The organism is Desulfopila inferna (assembly GCF_016919005.1).
Taxonomy (GTDB): domain Bacteria; phylum Desulfobacterota; class Desulfobulbia; order Desulfobulbales; family Desulfocapsaceae; genus Desulfopila_A; species Desulfopila_A inferna.
Genome location: NZ_JAFFQE010000005.1, coordinates 92501 through 108957, shown reverse-complemented (window position 1 = coordinate 108957; position 16457 = coordinate 92501). Strand labels below are relative to the sequence as shown.

Annotated in this window: 17 protein-coding genes; 7 read left to right on the top strand and 10 right to left on the bottom strand. The window is 47.7% G+C overall.

Annotated features, from left to right (window positions below; translation table 11 throughout):
- Positions 1-87: 87 nt before the first annotated feature.
- Positions 88-798: a GAF domain-containing protein gene (locus JWG88_RS13505; protein WP_205234319.1), complete on the top strand. Its 711-nt coding sequence runs from the start codon at positions 88-90 to the stop codon at positions 796-798.
- 234 nt (positions 799-1032) lie between these two features.
- Positions 1033-2670 carry a glutamate synthase-related protein gene (locus JWG88_RS13500; protein WP_205234318.1) on the top strand — a complete coding sequence of 546 codons (1638 nt, stop codon included), beginning with the start codon at positions 1033-1035 and terminating at the stop codon, positions 2668-2670.
- 278 nt (positions 2671-2948) lie between these two features.
- Here the strand turns inward: JWG88_RS13500 and JWG88_RS13495 are convergent, their stop codons facing one another.
- The 4 genes from JWG88_RS13495 to JWG88_RS13480 form a co-directional block, all read right to left on the bottom strand.
- On the bottom strand, positions 2949-4280 hold the full coding sequence (locus tag JWG88_RS13495) for a cupin domain-containing protein (protein ID WP_205234317.1): 1332 nt from the start codon (positions 4278-4280) through the stop codon (positions 2949-2951).
- 52 nt (positions 4281-4332) lie between these two features.
- The gene (tsaA, locus tag JWG88_RS13490) at positions 4333-4731 is read right to left on the bottom strand and encodes a tRNA (N6-threonylcarbamoyladenosine(37)-N6)-methyltransferase TrmO (protein ID WP_205234316.1); all 399 of its coding nucleotides are present in this window, start codon (positions 4729-4731) and stop codon (positions 4333-4335) included.
- A gap of 72 nt (positions 4732-4803) precedes the next feature.
- Entirely contained in the window at positions 4804-7275 is a 2472-nt protein-coding gene (locus JWG88_RS13485) for a helix-turn-helix domain-containing protein (RefSeq protein ID WP_205234315.1), read from the bottom strand.
- 70 nt (positions 7276-7345) lie between these two features.
- Complete coding sequence (locus tag JWG88_RS13480; protein ID WP_205234314.1) at positions 7346-7615, bottom strand: hypothetical protein; 270 nt, start codon at positions 7613-7615, stop codon at positions 7346-7348.
- Positions 7616-7643: 28 nt separating this feature from the next.
- Here JWG88_RS13480 and JWG88_RS13475 point away from each other — a divergent pair, with 28 nt between their 5' ends.
- From JWG88_RS13475 to JWG88_RS13465, 3 genes are all read left to right on the top strand, one after another.
- Positions 7644-8747: a hypothetical protein gene (locus JWG88_RS13475; RefSeq protein ID WP_205234313.1), complete on the top strand. Its 1104-nt coding sequence runs from the start codon at positions 7644-7646 to the stop codon at positions 8745-8747.
- Positions 8748-9080: 333 nt separating this feature from the next.
- Positions 9081-9455, top strand: a complete 375-nt coding sequence (locus JWG88_RS13470; RefSeq protein WP_205234312.1) for a hypothetical protein — start codon at positions 9081-9083, stop codon at positions 9453-9455.
- Between the two features lie 91 nt (positions 9456-9546).
- Positions 9547-9942: a response regulator gene (locus tag JWG88_RS13465; RefSeq protein ID WP_205234311.1), complete on the top strand. Its 396-nt coding sequence runs from the start codon at positions 9547-9549 to the stop codon at positions 9940-9942.
- 147 nt (positions 9943-10089) lie between these two features.
- Here the strand turns inward: JWG88_RS13465 and JWG88_RS13460 are convergent, their stop codons facing one another.
- The 3 genes from JWG88_RS13460 to JWG88_RS13450 form a co-directional block, all read right to left on the bottom strand.
- Positions 10090-10233, bottom strand: a complete 144-nt coding sequence (locus JWG88_RS13460) for an entericidin A/B family lipoprotein (protein WP_205234310.1) — start codon at positions 10231-10233, stop codon at positions 10090-10092.
- Positions 10234-10339: 106 nt separating this feature from the next.
- Positions 10340-10516, bottom strand: a complete 177-nt coding sequence (locus JWG88_RS13455) for a DUF1328 family protein (RefSeq protein ID WP_205234309.1) — start codon at positions 10514-10516, stop codon at positions 10340-10342.
- A 180-nt stretch (positions 10517-10696) separates the two neighbouring features.
- Positions 10697-11218 (bottom strand): CAP domain-containing protein, encoded by a 522-nt coding sequence (locus tag JWG88_RS13450; RefSeq protein ID WP_205234308.1) that lies wholly within the window; start codon positions 11216-11218, stop codon positions 10697-10699.
- 218 nt (positions 11219-11436) lie between these two features.
- Between JWG88_RS13450 and JWG88_RS13445 the strand changes: the two genes are divergently transcribed.
- The gene (locus JWG88_RS13445; RefSeq protein WP_205234307.1) at positions 11437-12768 is read left to right on the top strand and encodes an MFS transporter; all 1332 of its coding nucleotides are present in this window, start codon (positions 11437-11439) and stop codon (positions 12766-12768) included.
- A 108-nt stretch (positions 12769-12876) separates the two neighbouring features.
- On the opposite strand, the gene JWG88_RS13440 is transcribed toward JWG88_RS13445, so the two are convergent.
- The 3 genes from JWG88_RS13440 to JWG88_RS13435 form a co-directional block, all read right to left on the bottom strand.
- A complete protein-coding gene (locus JWG88_RS13440; RefSeq protein WP_205234306.1) occupies positions 12877-14064 on the bottom strand; it encodes an anaerobic nitric oxide reductase flavorubredoxin in 1188 nt (395 codons plus the stop codon).
- A gap of 201 nt (positions 14065-14265) precedes the next feature.
- Positions 14266-14397 carry a hypothetical protein gene (locus JWG88_RS21960; protein ID WP_306793105.1) on the bottom strand — a complete coding sequence of 44 codons (132 nt, stop codon included), beginning with the start codon at positions 14395-14397 and terminating at the stop codon, positions 14266-14268.
- A 97-nt stretch (positions 14398-14494) separates the two neighbouring features.
- The gene (locus tag JWG88_RS13435; protein ID WP_205234305.1) at positions 14495-14698 is read right to left on the bottom strand and encodes a hypothetical protein; all 204 of its coding nucleotides are present in this window, start codon (positions 14696-14698) and stop codon (positions 14495-14497) included.
- 323 nt (positions 14699-15021) lie between these two features.
- On the opposite strand from JWG88_RS13435, the gene pyk reads away from it, so the two are divergent.
- Positions 15022-16443 carry a pyruvate kinase gene (gene pyk, locus JWG88_RS13430; protein WP_205234304.1) on the top strand — a complete coding sequence of 474 codons (1422 nt, stop codon included), beginning with the start codon at positions 15022-15024 and terminating at the stop codon, positions 16441-16443.
- Positions 16444-16457 lie beyond the last annotated feature (14 nt).

Here is a 16457-nt window from a genome sequence, read left to right as displayed (position 1 = left end):
TAGTCTTTGCCAATATCATCTAAGGGTGGTAAATTGGCGTCGGTGGTATTCCCCTTTAGTATCTTCACAATTTTTTGCTTATTCGGTATGGAAAAATCTAATTTACAAACGTATGACCATTATATTAAGGCGCTGGTGGATATAAGCCAGGCGATTACCTCGGATCTCTTTCTCGAGGATCTCTTTAAACTGATTGTTATGGTTACCGCCAAAGTGACAGGGGTCGAGATCTGCTCGCTTTGGCTTGTCGATGAAAATACCTCTCCTCCTGTAGTAAGGCTGAAGGCCACTCAATCTTTTGATCCGGACTATGTCAAGGACCGTGAGCTGCAGCTGCATGAGGGTGTTGTCGGCTATGTCGTCACCACGCAGAAGCCTTTAATTATAGATGATGTGCTTTTGAACGAGAGATTTAAGGAAAAGGATATGGCTGGAAAACTGGGGCTGGTTTCCCTGGTGAGCGTGCCGCTTCAGGGCAAGGAAAGTAAAGTTCTCGGGGTCTTGAACTGTTTTACCAGCAAGCCATACAAATTTACACAAACCGATGTCAATATGCTGACGGCTGTGGCCAATCAGGCGGCGGTTGCCATCTATAACACTAACCTGATTATCAGGACCAACATAATTGAACAGGAGTTAAAATCCAGAAAGGTTATTGAAAGAGCCAAAGAGGTCCTGATGAATAGAAGGAGCATGGGCGGCGAAGAGGCCTACCGCTGGATGCAGAAGAGAAGCATGGATGCGCGAAAAAGCATGCTTGAGATAGCTGAGGCAATCCTACTGGCCGACGAGCTCTAATCATTAGTGGCTGCGGGGTTCGTCTATATTTTGCTTGACAGAACTTTTAAGTTGTACTAAAAAAATATCTATAAATTAACTGCTGCACAATGGCGTGCGGTAACTCATTTTTAGACAAAGACGTCTGTTTTCTCCAATTTTTTGGGAACAGATGTTTTTTTTTGCCCGCTCGAAAAGCCTGCAAAGTTAAGATCTGCTCCCAGGGTAAAATGAATCTGAAAAGGAGGTTGCTGTATGCGTTTTGAAAAAATTAACGATGTTCTGGGAACTGCAAACCGTGGAAATCCAGCGGAGTCCGGACTGTGTACCCTTTGCCGGGCGGATTGCACCGGAAAGTGTGAAACCTGGAAATCGAGCCTGGTAGGCCGGAAACTTCTGTACCCCCGTGATTTCGGACTGGTCACGGCAGGTGCTAACAACAACACCCATGTCGGGGTATCCTATAACTCACTGAGGATTCAGGGATATGCCTACGGCTCGAGCGGACTTTCCGAGCAAATGACCAGCGATCCCGACGATTGTATTTTCCCAAATGTCGATTTAGCTACTGAATTCGGCAATACAATCAAGACCAAAAGCAGGCTTCCCCTGATGACCGGTGCTCTTGGTTCCACTTTTATCGCAGCCAAGTATTGGGATTCTTTTGCTATCGGCTGCGCACTTACCGGAATTCCCATTGTCATTGGTGAAAATGTCGTAGGAGTCGATAAAGAATCTACACTCAGCGGCGGTAAAATCCTAAAGGCGCCTGAGCTTGATAGAAGGATTGATACCTATCTGCGCTATTATGATGGATACGGTGCCATAATCGTCCAGCTCAATGTTGAAGATACCCGCAATGGGGTTGCCGAATATGTTGCGGAAAGATACGGTAATAAATGTATCATCGAGCTTAAATGGGGGCAGGGAGCAAAAAACATTGGCGGCGAAATTCAGGTGACAAGCCTTGATTATGCTATTTTCCTCAAAGAAAGAGGATATGTGGTTGATCCGAACCCCGCCTTACCTGAGGTAAGAGAGGCTTTCGCCAAAGGGGCCATTAAATCCTTCGCCAGACATAGCCGCCTGGGGGCAACAAACCTCAGCACCGTCGAGATGGTTCGGGAAGATTTCATGAAATCCGTGGAATATCTGAGGAGCCTCGGATTTGATCGTATTTCACTGAAAACAGGTTCCTACGGTATGGAAGAGCTTGCCATGGCCATCAAATTCGCTTCAGATGCGGGTCTTGATCTTCTTACCATCGACGGCTCGGGTGGTGGTACCGGCATGAGCCCCTGGAATATGATGCAAAGCTGGGGTGTACCCTCCATCAACCTGCACTCCAAGGCATATGAATACGCCACAATACTGGCAGCAAAGGGACAGAAGGTTGTTGATCTTTCCTTTGCCGGCGGATTTGCCCTTGAAGACAGCATATTCAAGGGTCTGGCGCTGGGAGCTCCCTTTACAAAATTGATCTGTATGGGCAGAGGGATAATGATTCCCGGTTTTCTCGGAGCAAATATAGAGGGTGTTCTTCACCCTGAGAGAAAAGAGCAGGTAAACGGCAATTGGAACAACCTGCCGAAGTCCATAGCCGCTCTTGGCAATTCGCCTGAGGAAATTTTCGCTTCCTATTTTGATGTCCAGGAAAAAGTAGGTCAAAAGGAAATGGCGAATATTCCCTATGGCGCCATTGCAATGTGGACAATGGCCGATAAACTGGGCTGCGGAATTCAGCAGTTGCTGGCCGGTGCGCGCAAGTTCAGGATTGATCAGTTAAGCCGCGATGATCTTTTTGCAGCCAACAGGGAAACGGCCCAGGAGACCGGGATCGTCCATATTAGCGATGCCAATAACGAGAGTGCCATGCGAATTCTCGCCGCCTGATAAAATACTCAGCCTGTTGCCTGAACGCTTCAGGCTGCAGCTTGTTACCAACTCCGGCCGCCGAAATGGCAGCCGGAGTTATTTTTTTTACCTGCTGATTTTTGATAATTTCGTAAAAACCGCCACGATGTCAGAAGGCTAGATAAAAAGTTCGATATACAAGGCGCCGTGTTTTTGGCAGGTCTTCGACTATACAAGTAGTATGTAGAAGGCCTGCCAAAAACCTGCAACGCCGGAGATCGGGCTTTCTCGAAGTCGGTCTATGCCCGTACGGGTGCTTATCGCGACGTCATCATTTTTATCCAGAGAAGTTCCGCTGGAGTCTCCGCTCTATTGTACCACTGTCCGGGTATGTTTTTGTTCAGAAAAATGGTATCCCCGGCGTTGACTTCATATGACCGCTGATCAATAGTCATTTCCAACCGGCCTGCCAGGAGATATCCGAACTCCTCGCCTTTGTGAGCGAAAAAGTGAGTGGACAGCTTTTTGCCCGGCTGAATTCGAATCATAACGGCTTCTATTGGTGAATTGACATCCAGCGGCAACAGTAATTGCGCCTCGGCGTCATTGGCGCTTATATTAGTTAAGGAAGTTGGTGATCTACCTTCAGCGGGATAGACATACATATTCTCTTCAAGACCATGGCCGCGGAAAAAAGCGCCAACTTCCACGGCAAGGCTCTCGGCCATGCGGAACAGTGCCGGCAGAGAAGGGTAGATAAGATTTTTCTCCACCTGGGAAATTGTGCTGGGAGTCACCCCGGTCAGATCTGCCAGATGTTTTTGGGAGATGCCCCTTGTCAGTCGAATATTCTTTATCTTTGCACCCAGATCAAACTTGCCCTGTATCTGTCCCTGACTTTCGAAGACGATATCTATGTTATCGCACAGGAACCTATGATGCTCATTGAGGTATTTGGAGTTGCGTTTTTCTGCTTTGAGAATCTTCAGGGAAGATTTACCGCGATATACCGAGAGGTCGATTGCAACTTGAGCTATTTTGTTAATATTGGCTTTTAGCCTGCTGGAGTGAGCTTTCTTCTCGATCAACCAGTACGCAATAGTGTCGAGTTCATACAGCCGGGGGCAGGTTTTGGCATAGAATGCCAGCGCATGCTCTTCTCCTCCCCAGAGAGATTGCATGCCGGTCAGGCTGTCGAGGATGAAATGAACCTCCCCGGAGAGATTGCCGTGCAGGCCATATATTGCCTCACCAACATTTGATGGGGTTGCAGGATCATTGACCTTGATGACGTGATAGGGCCAGAGAGCGCCGTCCTTTTCATAGAATTTCTCAAAAACCTCCGAGCCGTCCCCCTTGCCATTGGTAAAACAGTCGAGAATGGTCAGGTTCTGGCTTTCCGCCAGTGGACCGAGAAAAGAAACGACATTTTTGGGAGAGCGATCGAAGGTTACATAAATCAGCGGTTTCTTTTCGGCCAGCGATTCCCTGATGAAGTTAAGACAGAAAACCGAGGAGAAGCTTCCGGCGTCTTCGTACCACAGTACGTTATCGCCGATATAGAGGTCGCCAAGAAAGGTGTCGAGTTCAGGAATACCCGAGGAAACACGTTTCCTGCCGGCATTTGTCGTTGTTTTAGCTGGTGGCATGATCAATTATTACCAAAGAAAATAGTAGAATACCTGCTTCTGCTCTCAGTGGTCATCCATTGAGCTTTTTCTTGATATCTATTATTGGGGTGCCGTTTAAGATATCCAGGCCCGATACTTTGATGGAGTTCTCATCGATTGACAGGACCTTCAGTTCGGAAACAGCTATAGGATTCGGTCGCGCCGGGCTGCGGGTGGCAAAAACGCCACGAAGTCCCCTCGAGGTATCTCCCCGCGGATAGACCTTCAAAGTATCCCGGTTTGATTTGTGAAGCCAGAAAAGAACGACGATAGTCTGTCCGGACTCAATTCCTTCAAGTCCTTCCTGATACTGAGGATAGATTTCCAGGGTTCCGACGATTTCCGATTCATCGAAATTTTTAGGAGCATCCTCAGGGGCTTTGATATCGCAATGCAGCATACCTATGATTTCCAATCCGGGTAGTTCCATTGTTTTTCCTCATACGATGCTTCTGTAAACAGAAGATTATACAATTCTATTGGGCTTATTGACAGTTCTTTTTTATGCCGAGGATGAGGCCAGGTGTCTGAGATGGGCCTGGACAAACCGGATCTCACCGTAGGTGGCCTCGACGGTCAGTTTTCGTTTAATTTCCTTCAGTGGCTTCTCGCTCATTGCGGCAATGCGATCCTGCAACTCCTCCAGCCTCTCAGCAGAAATCAGTGCAGATGCGGCTATCTCTCCCTCTTCAATCAGATGAGCGATATGGCTCTCTATCGTGGCCAGTGTCAGTTCCCGCTGCTCGGCTATCAGCAGTGGCGTCAAACCATTTTCAAATAATTCAAGTGTAAGTTTTCGGGTGTCGACAACCCTTTTTTCAGGTGTGGAGGATTTTTCTACCTGAAGGAGTCGCGGCAGTTCTACTTCTTCAATGTTGTGCTCACTACGATACCTGCCAACCATCTCCACGAGTTCTCCACCATATTTTTCAGCGAGTTTGGCTCCGATACCCTTGATCTTTTTCAGGGCGGGCAGAGATTCAGGCAGTTTGACGGCGATCTGGATGAGAGTTTTCTGGTGCAGCACCTGGAAATTGGCAACCCCTTCCTCTGCGGCCTTGCTGCTGCGCCATTCTTTGAGAATCTGAAAGAGCTCGGGATGGCTGATGTCCGACTCGGTATAAGCGGGTACGGCTGACTTTTCTTTCTTCGCGGGTTTTTTCAGAGTATCGAGGGCGGCGGAGGAAATCGCCCGAAAATACCGTGTTGCATCAAAGCCATCCTTACAGCAGGAGACCGCGGCCAGTTTGACGCCGATTTCCTCCTCCAGGAGTTGCAAAGTATTACGGATTTTTTTGCGCAGCTCCTTGCTGTCGGTATCCACCTGGAGGCTGCTCACCGGTGTGCCAAGTAATGTAATCTTTTCCTGGAAATAGGCTGAGGCCTTGGTCAGCCGTTCATGAATAATGTGGTCCTCGGCGGGTAGAACCGATTCATTGAAAAGGGTGCGAAGCTGTCTCTGGAAGTTGCCGCCGATGGTAAAGACCGCTTCTTCGCTAACTTGCAGCAGTTCGGCAATATCGCTGATCCCCGAGACCTGGACACTTCCCCGGTTGCCAAGGATCAATGATACCATACGGCGCAGTAATGATCGCAGTCTCCCGAAGTCGAAGCATTCCAGGATGAGTCGCTGCTGGTACTTTGTCTTAGCGGTTCTGAGATCTGCCGGGGTAGGTGGGTTGCTCCTGGCTTCATCGGCAAAACGAAGAACTGCCTGATCGATGTTCATCACTTTGGCCGATAATGGGGTGGAAAGCACCATCCCTTCAAGGGTCCGGCAACGGCTCAGGGCCACATACACCTGTCCGTGAGCGAAAGCGGCCTGGGCATCGATCATTGCCTTGTCGAAGGTCAGCCCCTGGCTTTTGTGAATGGTGATGGCCCAGGCCAGCCGCAGGGGATGCTGATTGAAAGTGCCGATTATTTTTTCGGTTATCTCCTGGGTCTCCTTGTTGAGGGAGTACTCTATGTTTTCCCAGGTAGCCGGTTCCACCTCTATCTCTTCATGATCGTCCGGACATTTGACCCGGATGGTACTGGGGGAGACAGAGGTTATTATGCCGATTTTTCCATTGAAATATCTCTTGTCAGCGGAGAGATCGTTGCGGATGAACATTACCTGCGCGCCTTTTTTCAGGGTGAGGGCTTCTGCGGCCGGATAGGTATGGTCGGGGAACTCGCCTTCGATCTCTGCTGCGAATGTTCTGGGTTTACCCGGAAGTTCCTCAAGCTTTGTTCTGTTGATCACATCCGCACTGCGATTATGGGTACAAAGTGTAATACAGCCACTCTCATCTTCAGCGGAAAAATCAGCAATGACCCGGGAGTTCAGTGCTGCAAGGGAGGAAGCGTCGAGAGAGTTATTCCTGACCTGGTTGAGAATATCAATAAAACTGCTGTCTTGCTGGCGATATATCTTTTTAAGCTCGATAGTCACCATTTCGGTTGAGGCAAGAGCATTGCTGCCGAAAAAAAAGGCCGAGGCGTAGTGGTTGCGGAGGAGACGCCATTCTTCGTTCTTTACCACCGGCGGCAATTGATGGAGATCACCGATCATCAGCAGCTGCACGCCTCCGAAGGGCAAGCTGCTGCGACGCAGTCGGCGCAGAACGTTGTCAACACCATCAAGAAGATCGGCCCGAACCATGCTGATTTCGTCGATCACCAGTAGATCGAGGCTCTTAATGATGCCCTGTTTTTCCTTACTGAAGCGGAAATGGTTCCTGGAGTTCTGACTGCCGGGCAGAAACGGTCCGAAAGGCAGTTGAAAGAATGAATGGAGAGTAACCCCTCCGGCATTGATGGCGGCAACCCCAGTGGGTGCCGTGATTACCAGGCGCTTGGGACAGTTCTGCTTCAGGGTGTGGAGAAAAGTCGTTTTACCGGTTCCGGCCTTGCCGGTGAGGAAAATATTAGATCCTGTATCGTGAATATACTCTTCAGCCAGTTCGAGGTCCGGATTGGAAATGTTCATGGTGTTAGTATAAATACGTTTAAATATTTGCCCGGTTCGGCCGATTGATCAGGAGATAATAGCACCAGGATCACATAGATTTTTCGAAGGACAAGTTGGAACATGATTTTTGCGCATCTTGCTTCAGCACATGCATATAGAACACAGAAGGTGTTTTCAGAGCAAGAAAAAACCAGGTTGTCCAATGGACATTTTTTATTTCCTGTTTGTAAAACCAGTTACCTGCCTGTAGAATAGCTGAAGTAGCACAAAATAAAACAAATCCTATTAAAAGTACAAACAAAATCCATTTCTCGGCTTCTCCAGCTTTATATGCACCCTTGCGGTAATGAACAATCATCGAAGTCCTTTAATAATCAGAGGCGCCTATGATACGAGAATTGAACGCCGCCATAGAACAATCGGATATCACTGCAACGCGAGAAATCTACGCTTCGCTTCTTCGCAGCGGCAAAGAGGAACCGTGGGGTATTCACGATGCCGTTTATGCGGTGGTTCAGCAGGTTCTCAACCCTCCCTTTATTAATCCGCATCTCTCTAAGATGTATTCCATAAACAGGGAACTCGCTGCATATTTGACGCCTGCCGAGTCGGCTCTTCTTGTTGGAGTTGAGCTGGAGGAATATACCAGGAGAGAAAAACTCCCTGCTCTTGAAAAACCTGTCGATGTGGTATCGACCACCTATTTTGACGATGTTGTGAGAATAATTTCGAGCAGGGACAGTGCCGCAACTGCAGCAACAATGGCGGCATTCCTTATGGCGACAGGCCCACGGGAATTTTCCCGCAAGCTCTTACTCCTGGGTAGTGGCTACCTTGATCAATCCCTGGGGCACTCCATTTCCTGTAGTGCCTTTATTCTCCAGGAAATGATGCGGCGCAAAGACCAGAATCCCTGGCCGACTCTGGTTTTACTTGCTGACTACTTCTGTAAAGGAGGCTTTGATACCACGCCCGAGCTGCTTGGTACAAAGACAGGGGATGACCGCGGAGAATATTTTACCAAGCTGCGCAAAGCAGTGAGCGGGACAGGCTTCGTGCCTCTGCATCATACCATAACGCTCTATGCCATTGAAAGGAGCCGTCATCTTCTTGAGCAGCAGGAGTATAACCATATGCTAGCCATGTGGACAGCAATGATGGGAGAAAAGGAGGAAAATATACATCCGGTCGATGAGGTTGTCGCTATCGATATACCGGACTTCGAGCACTTTTTCACTATTTTTTCCCGGCATGATACGCAGCAACTCATACCTATGATCGCCGGGAGCCTGTCTTCTGAAGAAAAGCGCGGGCTGCTGGCAAGATATGTCATTTTAAGTGTACTGGAAAACTATAACGGACATTACGATCCCCATATTCTGACGGGTCTGGGCTCGGCGGTGTGGGTCATGCAGAAGTTTCATGAAAGCTCCGAAGTCGTCATGAACGCGTGGCTGCAGTATCTCGACTATTTTTTCTCCGAAATCTGATAGGACAATCACGGGGGCCGGGGAGAATGAATTTTGAGGAAAAATCAATACCGCTTCTCAGTCGTGAAGCCAAAAATGTAATTGTCTTATCCAGCCAGATTGGACAAATCCTGAAACGCTGGACGAGATCTTCTCCCTGGGAGATGTAATACTTTCATCTGCAAATGTGCAGAGAATCATCACCACCTGCTTGGATTCCCGGCTGTGATAAAGGTGAGTGTGGAGTATAGGCATGGACCTTTTTTTTCAGATCCAGGATTGGGAATAAGACTTGCAAGTCAGCTATTAAGGGTAGAGAGGTTTTAAGTTGAAAAAAATCAGAGCGGAGTAAAGATGCTGATTGGTGATATCATTATCGCGATGATTCTGGGATTTTTATTTGCAATGGTATTTGGGGCGGTTTTTCGTTCACGAGAATTGCCCGGCATCATACCGTTGTTTACCCTCTTCTTCCTGTTTGCCTGGGTTGGAGGGCTGTGGCTCAGACCTGTGGGCCCGCCGATCTTTGGGATCTACTGGGCACAGGGCCTTATGCTGGTCGTCCTTGTTTTTTTGTTGCTTGCCGCTACTCTGCGGCCTCCATCGAGGACTCATGAGGAGGCCAAGCAGAATCTTGCAGCCCAGGGCAAGGCAAATGCCGCTGGGGTAACCTTCTGGATCTTGATAGCCGTTCTGCTGACGGCGGTACTGATTGGATACCTGCTTTGATATTTATTTATCTGGCCTAGAGGAAGCCTTCGGGCATGAGAAGAGACGAGTATAATCTGAGAATGATACAAAAAAAGGGAGAATTTCAGGAATGAACCCCATAAAAGTATTAGTTGTTGATGATGATAGCATTATCTGTAAGCTGCTTGTCACCTACTTGCAACATCACGGATTTGAAGCGACCAATGCCCTCAGCGGTGAAGAGGCTGTAGAGATGCTGGAAAGAGAGTATTTTCATGCGGTCATCACTGATCTTAAAATGGGCAAAGTCAATGGGCAAGATGTTATCCGATATGCAAAGAAAGTGGCTCCGGAGACAACTCTGATCATGATGACCGGGAGTTGTAAGGAGGAAAACAAAGCTGAAGCTCTTAAAAATGGAGCTGATAATTTCTTCTACAAACCTTTCTCTCTGAGTGAGCTGCTGAATGCTTTACCTTCCCCAAGGCTTTCGGTATCGGCGAAGGATTCTCATTTTACGGTATAGATGAATTATCACTCGTACCTAACCGGTTGTAGCTTTCGAGTTGTAGTTCCTGGATCAACGTATGTGTGTGGCTAAATTAATCGATTGCCTCGGTGAATAAGATACATGGTCCAGGAGCCTGCAGGCTCCTGGTTGAAAAAGTTTTGTCTAATCAGCTGCATCTTCTATTTCTTCACCGCCCCTCTGAATATCTTCCCCCATTCCTTCCATGGTATTGCATCCAACGCTGATCGAACCGATGAACAAGGTTAAGGCGATTAGCAGCAATGCGCGAATTGTCAGTGTTTTCATATTATTCTCCTTTTTGATGTTTGCTTGTGAGTGAAAGGTGCAGTAGAGCATGCGCTGCATATTTCTGCTTTGCCGGGATCATTGGCGGCATCGGCAAAACAAGATATTATACTTTGGGAGGCCTTCCCCGAACTGCTCCTGCTATTAAAGAGATGACCAGCAGCACAATAAAAATAAAGAAGATAATTTTAGCAATTTCGGCGGCGGCTCCGGCGATCCCGCCAAAGCCTAGAATGCCGGCGACCAACGCGACTATAAAAAAACCTAGTGCCCATCCTAACATTGTGATAGTCCTCTTTTTGAAGTTAATGTTTTGGTACTTCCTGATACTTTCTGAAACTTCCGATGTAGTTAAAGGTACTGCATATTTTATGCCATTTAAAAAGCTGCTCTCTACGGTGTCCGGCAAATAATCTTACCACGGTAATGCAGTGTCGTTGATTTAGGGGAAGTTGCCGGTCAATCACTGTCCGGAAGCGAAATCGGTTGTCCAGTAAGGACTGCATTCTCTGGTATCAGCAACGACAATGCCGATGCCGATATGTTCAGCCTGCGGATGGAGGATGTTTTTTCTGTGTTCAGGGCTGTTCATCCACTCCTGAACGATCAGAGCAGGCTCTGCCAGGCCGCAGCTTAAGTTTTCAGCTACAAAACGCCAATCATATCCTTGCTGTTCGATCCTTTGGGCGGCATTTGACCCGTCAGAACCCTGATGGCTGAAAAAATCATTCTGCGCCATATCGAGGCTGTGAAAATATGCCGCCTCACTTAAGCGGCTGTCAACAACCAGAGGATGCAGATTTTTTCGGGATCGTTCCTGATTGATCTGCTGAAGAAGATTTTTTTCCCGGTCAGCGTCTGCTGATTCACCCATTTCCCTGGCGGCAGAATTCGCATTGTTGTATGCCGCGCCTGCCGATGGCGACCCTCCAGTCAACCAGCACAGCATTAAGAGGAAAAATATCGGTCGTAGCTTAAGTGTCATATCATTCTCCCGGTAAAGGCATGTTGTGGACTATGTTCAGGCATTATCATGACTTGCATGCAAGATTGTGACCAGAAACCGGATGATATAGAGGTTGCCGGTGCGGTATTTCTTGCGCTTTTTTTGCGAAGCCGACAGCTGTAAAAGCATTGACTTTCTGAGCCGAGAGAGGCATAAGGTGGAGCTAGAATTTCTTTCTTTTGAGGTATCGCTGTAAAATGCAAAGTGTCATATCTAATTGCTGGAGCCTGTTCCTGGGGATGGGGCTTATCATGCTGGGAAACGGTCTTCAGGGAACTCTTCTGGGTGTACGTGCCTCATTGGAGAATTTCGGTACGATCATCACAGGGATGATGATGTCGGGATATTTTCTCGGACTTATCTTCGGTTGCAACTTTGTTCCCAAAATGGTTGGCCAGGTCGGCCATATTCGTACCTTTGGAGCACTTGCCTCACTGGCGTCCACCTCTATTCTTGTTCAGGCTATATTTGTTGATCCCTGGGTGTGGTGGGCTATGCGGATAGTTACGGGCTTTGCCTATTCCGGTCTCTATATCGTTGCGGAAAGCTGGCTCAATGATTCGGCAGACAACTCCTCCCGCGGCAAGATTTTAAGTCTGTACATGCTGGTTTCCCTTGGTGGAATGGCAGGAGGACAGCTGCTCCTCAATATTGCCGAACCAACCGGTTTTGAACTGTTTGTTGTGGTTTCCCTGCTGATAAGCCTTGCCCTGATTCCCATTCTCCTTTCAGCAACCAGGGCGCCGTATGTTGAAGTCATGGAGAATGTCGGAATTCTGAGGCTCTATAGGGTCTCTCCCTTGGGCGTCTTCGGAATGGTGGTGGTCGGCATGGCCATGGGAGCAATTTATGGCATGGGGGCAGTGTATGCCACAGACAGAGGCATGTCGGTCAGGGATGTTTCTCTTTTTATGACGGCATTGATCCTGGGCGGTTTTGTCTTTCAATATCCATTGGGCTGGTTGTCCGATCGCATCGGACGACGGAAAATTATCTTGTTATGCAGTGCCAGTGGTGCTGTTTTCTCTTTTCTGAGCATGGGATTATCCGGCAATGAGATTTTCTTCCTTCCTGCAGTTGCCGTGGTAGGGGGATTTTCTCTTCCACTCTATGCTCTCTGCGGAGTTCATATCAATGATTATCTCACTCCGACCCAGATGGTGGCGGCAAGCGGCACCCTGGTGCTTCTCAGTTCGCTGGGGGCGACGGCAGGCCCGCCAGTAACCGCTTTGGCCATGGATATATTCGGTCCCCAGGCGTTTTATGGCAGCGTCGGAATGATGCTGACATCTCTGACCCTATTTGCCTTGTGGCGTTCAACGCAGAGAGTTGCCCTGGATGCCGAAGAGCAGGGTGATTTTGTGGTGATGGCAACAAGTCCTTTGACGGCTTCGTTGAACCCGGATGTCGCTCTTGATGATATTGAGGCGGCTATCGGCGAAGATACGGAAGAAGTCATTTCCAGCTTTGAAGAACTTGCAAATGTTCTTGAAGCTGTAGCAGAAGAGGGGAAGGAAAAAGAGCCCTGAGAAACGCAGAAGAAATTGTCGGAATAATTGCTTGAAGAAAACATCACCCGCCACCGGATCGCGCAGGTGATGTTTTTTCTATGATGGTCATGCAGTCTGCAGTGACAGTTACAGTTTTTCCGCGAAAGCCTTGCCATACTCCCTGCACCGCTGCATGCTTTCCTGGTCTGGAGCCCAAAGCAGTCGCAGTCCCTCATCAACTACATCCAGTCCAGACTGGGCGAGCTTTCCGGAGAGTATTTTGACTGATTCACCACTCCAGCCGTAACTGCCGAAGGCGCCGGCCTTTTTCTTTTTGAATTTCAAACCCTGCACTTCTTCAAGTACGCCCGCTACGGAGACAAGGATGCCATTATTGATGGTCGGTGATCCAAACAGAACCGCCTTTGATCTAAAAATCTCGGTGATGACGTCGTTTTTATCGGTTTTCGCCAGATTGTAAAGTTTGACCGTTACCTGGTTATCGCTTTCTCTTATGCCCGCAGCAATCTGCTCGGCCATTACCCGGGTACTCTCCCACATGGTATCGTACAGCAAAGTAATCTGGTTCTCCTGATAGCTGTTTGCCCATTGCAGATATTTTTCAACTATCTGGCCAGGATTATCTCGCCAGATAATGCCGTGACTTGTGCAGATCATATCCAGAGGCAGGTTGAAACCCAGAACCTCCTGTATTTTCTTGGTGACCATAGGGCTGAAAGGAGTCAAAATATTAGCATAGTATTTTATGCATTCCTGGAAGAGTTCAGCCTGATCAACCAAGTCGTTGAACATGAATTCCGTAGCATAATGCTGGCCGAAGGCGTCATTACTGAAAAGGACTTCATCTCCGGTAAGGTAGCAGAACATGCTGTCCGGCCAATGCAGCATGGGTGCCTCCACGAAAATGAGCTCTTTGCTGCCGAGGCTGAGCTTATCCCCGGTTTTGACAACGTGAAAATTCCAATCCTGGTGATAGAGCCCCTGCAGTGATTTAACCCCGTTTTTGGTGCAATAAACAGGAACTTCAGGAATATGACGCATCAGTTCCGGCAGGGCACCACTGTGGTCGCTTTCAGCATGATTGGCGATGACGTAGTCTATGTTCTTCAGATCAATTTTTTGGGCCAGGTTTTCGACAAATTCGTCGGCATAGGGATTCCAGACGGTGTCGATTAAGGCGACTTTTTCTTCTTGAATAAGGTAGGAATTGTAGGAAGAGCCTCTGTGGGTGGAGTATTCATCTCCATGAAATTTGCGCAGTTCCCAGTCAATCTTACCAACCCAGCTGATATTATTTTTTACGCAAAAACTCATATTGTCTCCTTAATTATTTTTCAGTCAGCATTTTGAGAGTAATTTTAAATATAAAAACTCTGAAAAATGGTGCAGGCGCTAGCCCAACCATTGGTGGATGCAGTCTTTTTTTAGAGACCTTGTTTTGTTGTATCATAGTCGGGCCCGGTTTTAAAAGATCCTTAAACAAAAGATCCATCTTTGAAAGACGCCGTCAACAGATTAAACCGTGCGGAACTGCCTGGAAGTTGCCGCCGAATCTTCGGCCAGTTTTTTAAGAGTCTCGGAGGTCTTGATAATGGAACTCATCGCCTGATCGACTTCAATGATTGAATCGGTAACGGAATTTGCCATTCGGGCCATCTCGTCCGAATGTTCGGATGCTTTCGATACTTTTGTGTTTGAGTATTCAAGTTTTTCAAAGGCACTGGAAAGTGAGCCGGCGATTTCATTAACCGCGGAGGCTGGCGGCTCCCTGTTTGTGTACATCCTCTTCCAGCAGCTCCATTTTCTTTCTGGCGTTTGTGGTATTGAGATGTGCCTTTCCAGATGTTTCTGAAATCTCGGAAACCGTTCCGGTGAGCTGTTCCACTGCAGAGTAAATAAGCTGGACGTCGCCGGTGGACTCCTGCAGAAGCGATGAGATTTCTTTCATATCATCTCTCATATAGCCTGCCGAGCGGAACACTGTCTGGGAAATTTCTTTAGCACCAGCCTTCATGATAAAATTCTTGAATGTTTTAACCATGCTCATTGTGGTATTCTGAAACATAACAAAAAAAATCCTCGTGCGAAAATGATGCTGCCTATATGGTTATTGCACCGCGACCGAACATGTATATCATATTCTAGATATTTGATGATATTTTTTTCAATGGAAGGTGGTCGGAGGCTCTGTCCGGGTTAGAGGAGCGAAGAAATCTGTGGTATCGGTTTTTTTCATTTGATTTTAAGAGAACACCATCACAAGGTTCACTCATGCCCAATAATACAAAGATTGTTGCTACAATTTCCAGTTTGAACTGTTCCGTGCCATTTCTGGAAAAACTCTACCAGGCAGGAATGAGCGTTGTTCGTCTCAATACCGCGCATATGACCCATGAAGATGCGTTCCACGTTGTCAAAGCCACACGTCAGGTTTCTGATAAAATCGGCATTCTTGTGGATACCAAAGGCCCTGAAATTCGGACTGAAGACGCACTTATGCCTTTATCCGTTAAATTCGGAGATACCATACGGATTAAAGGGGCGCCCGGTGAGCGCTCGCAGGGCGATCTTATTTTCGTCTCTTACCAAAATTTTGTAGATGATGTTCCGGTAGGAAGTTCCATTCTTATTGATGACGGGCACGTAGCACTTGTCGTTACCGGAAAAAGCGAAGGGGTTCTGCACTGTCTTGTGGAAAATGACGGTGTTATTTGGCCGAGAAAAAGCATTAATATTCCATCTGTTCACGTTAAACTTCCGGCCCTCAGTAAAAAAGACATAGACTTTATACGTTTTGCAGCCGTTAACGACCTCGACTTTATTGCCCACTCTTTTGTCCGCAACAGAGAGGATGTGATCGCGGTGCAGGAAATTCTTGATGAGGAAAAGTCTTCCATCAAGATAATTGCAAAAATCGAAAATGCCGACGGAGTAAAGAACATCGATGAAATACTCGATCAAGCCTATGGCATAATGATCGCACGCGGTGATCTTGCTGTTGAAATACCCACCGAACAGATACCTCTAATCCAGAAGAAAATCATTGAAACCTGCATAATTCGACGCAGGCCGGTAATTGTCGCCACACAGATGCTGCATTCCATGATAGAGTCGCCACGACCGACCAGGGCCGAGGTTTCCGATGTAGCCAATGCCTGTCTCGATCATGCCGATGCCTTGATGCTTTCCGGAGAAACCGCCAATGGGAAGTATCCGGAAGTAGCGGTCAGAACAATGGCAAAGATTATAAAAGAAGTGGAGGGCAAAAGTAACAGGTATATCGACATCCCCTACAGCCATGAAAACAGAGTCACTGCGTATCTTGCCAAAGCGGCGGTAAAAGCTTCCTTGAGACTGGACACCAAAGGTATTGTCGCTGATTCACTCAGCGGTAAAACTATACTTGCCCTTTCAGCCTATAGAGGGTCGAACATCATTCGTGCACTGGTCTATGACAAACAGGTGATGCGGCAACTCTCTCTTTCCTACGGAGTGTATGCCGATTACACACTAATGGATCCTATCTCGGACGACCCCTTGAGAAAATCGATTTGCCGTCTCGTTGACGGCAAGCTTTTTGCCGGAGATGACTTAATCATCGTCCTTGCCGGAAGTTTCGGGCCGCAGCAGGGAGCATCCTATATTGAAATCAGTACAGCCGACAATCTCAAGAACAAGTGTGGAAGAAGTTAACTGGTTGCTGCCAT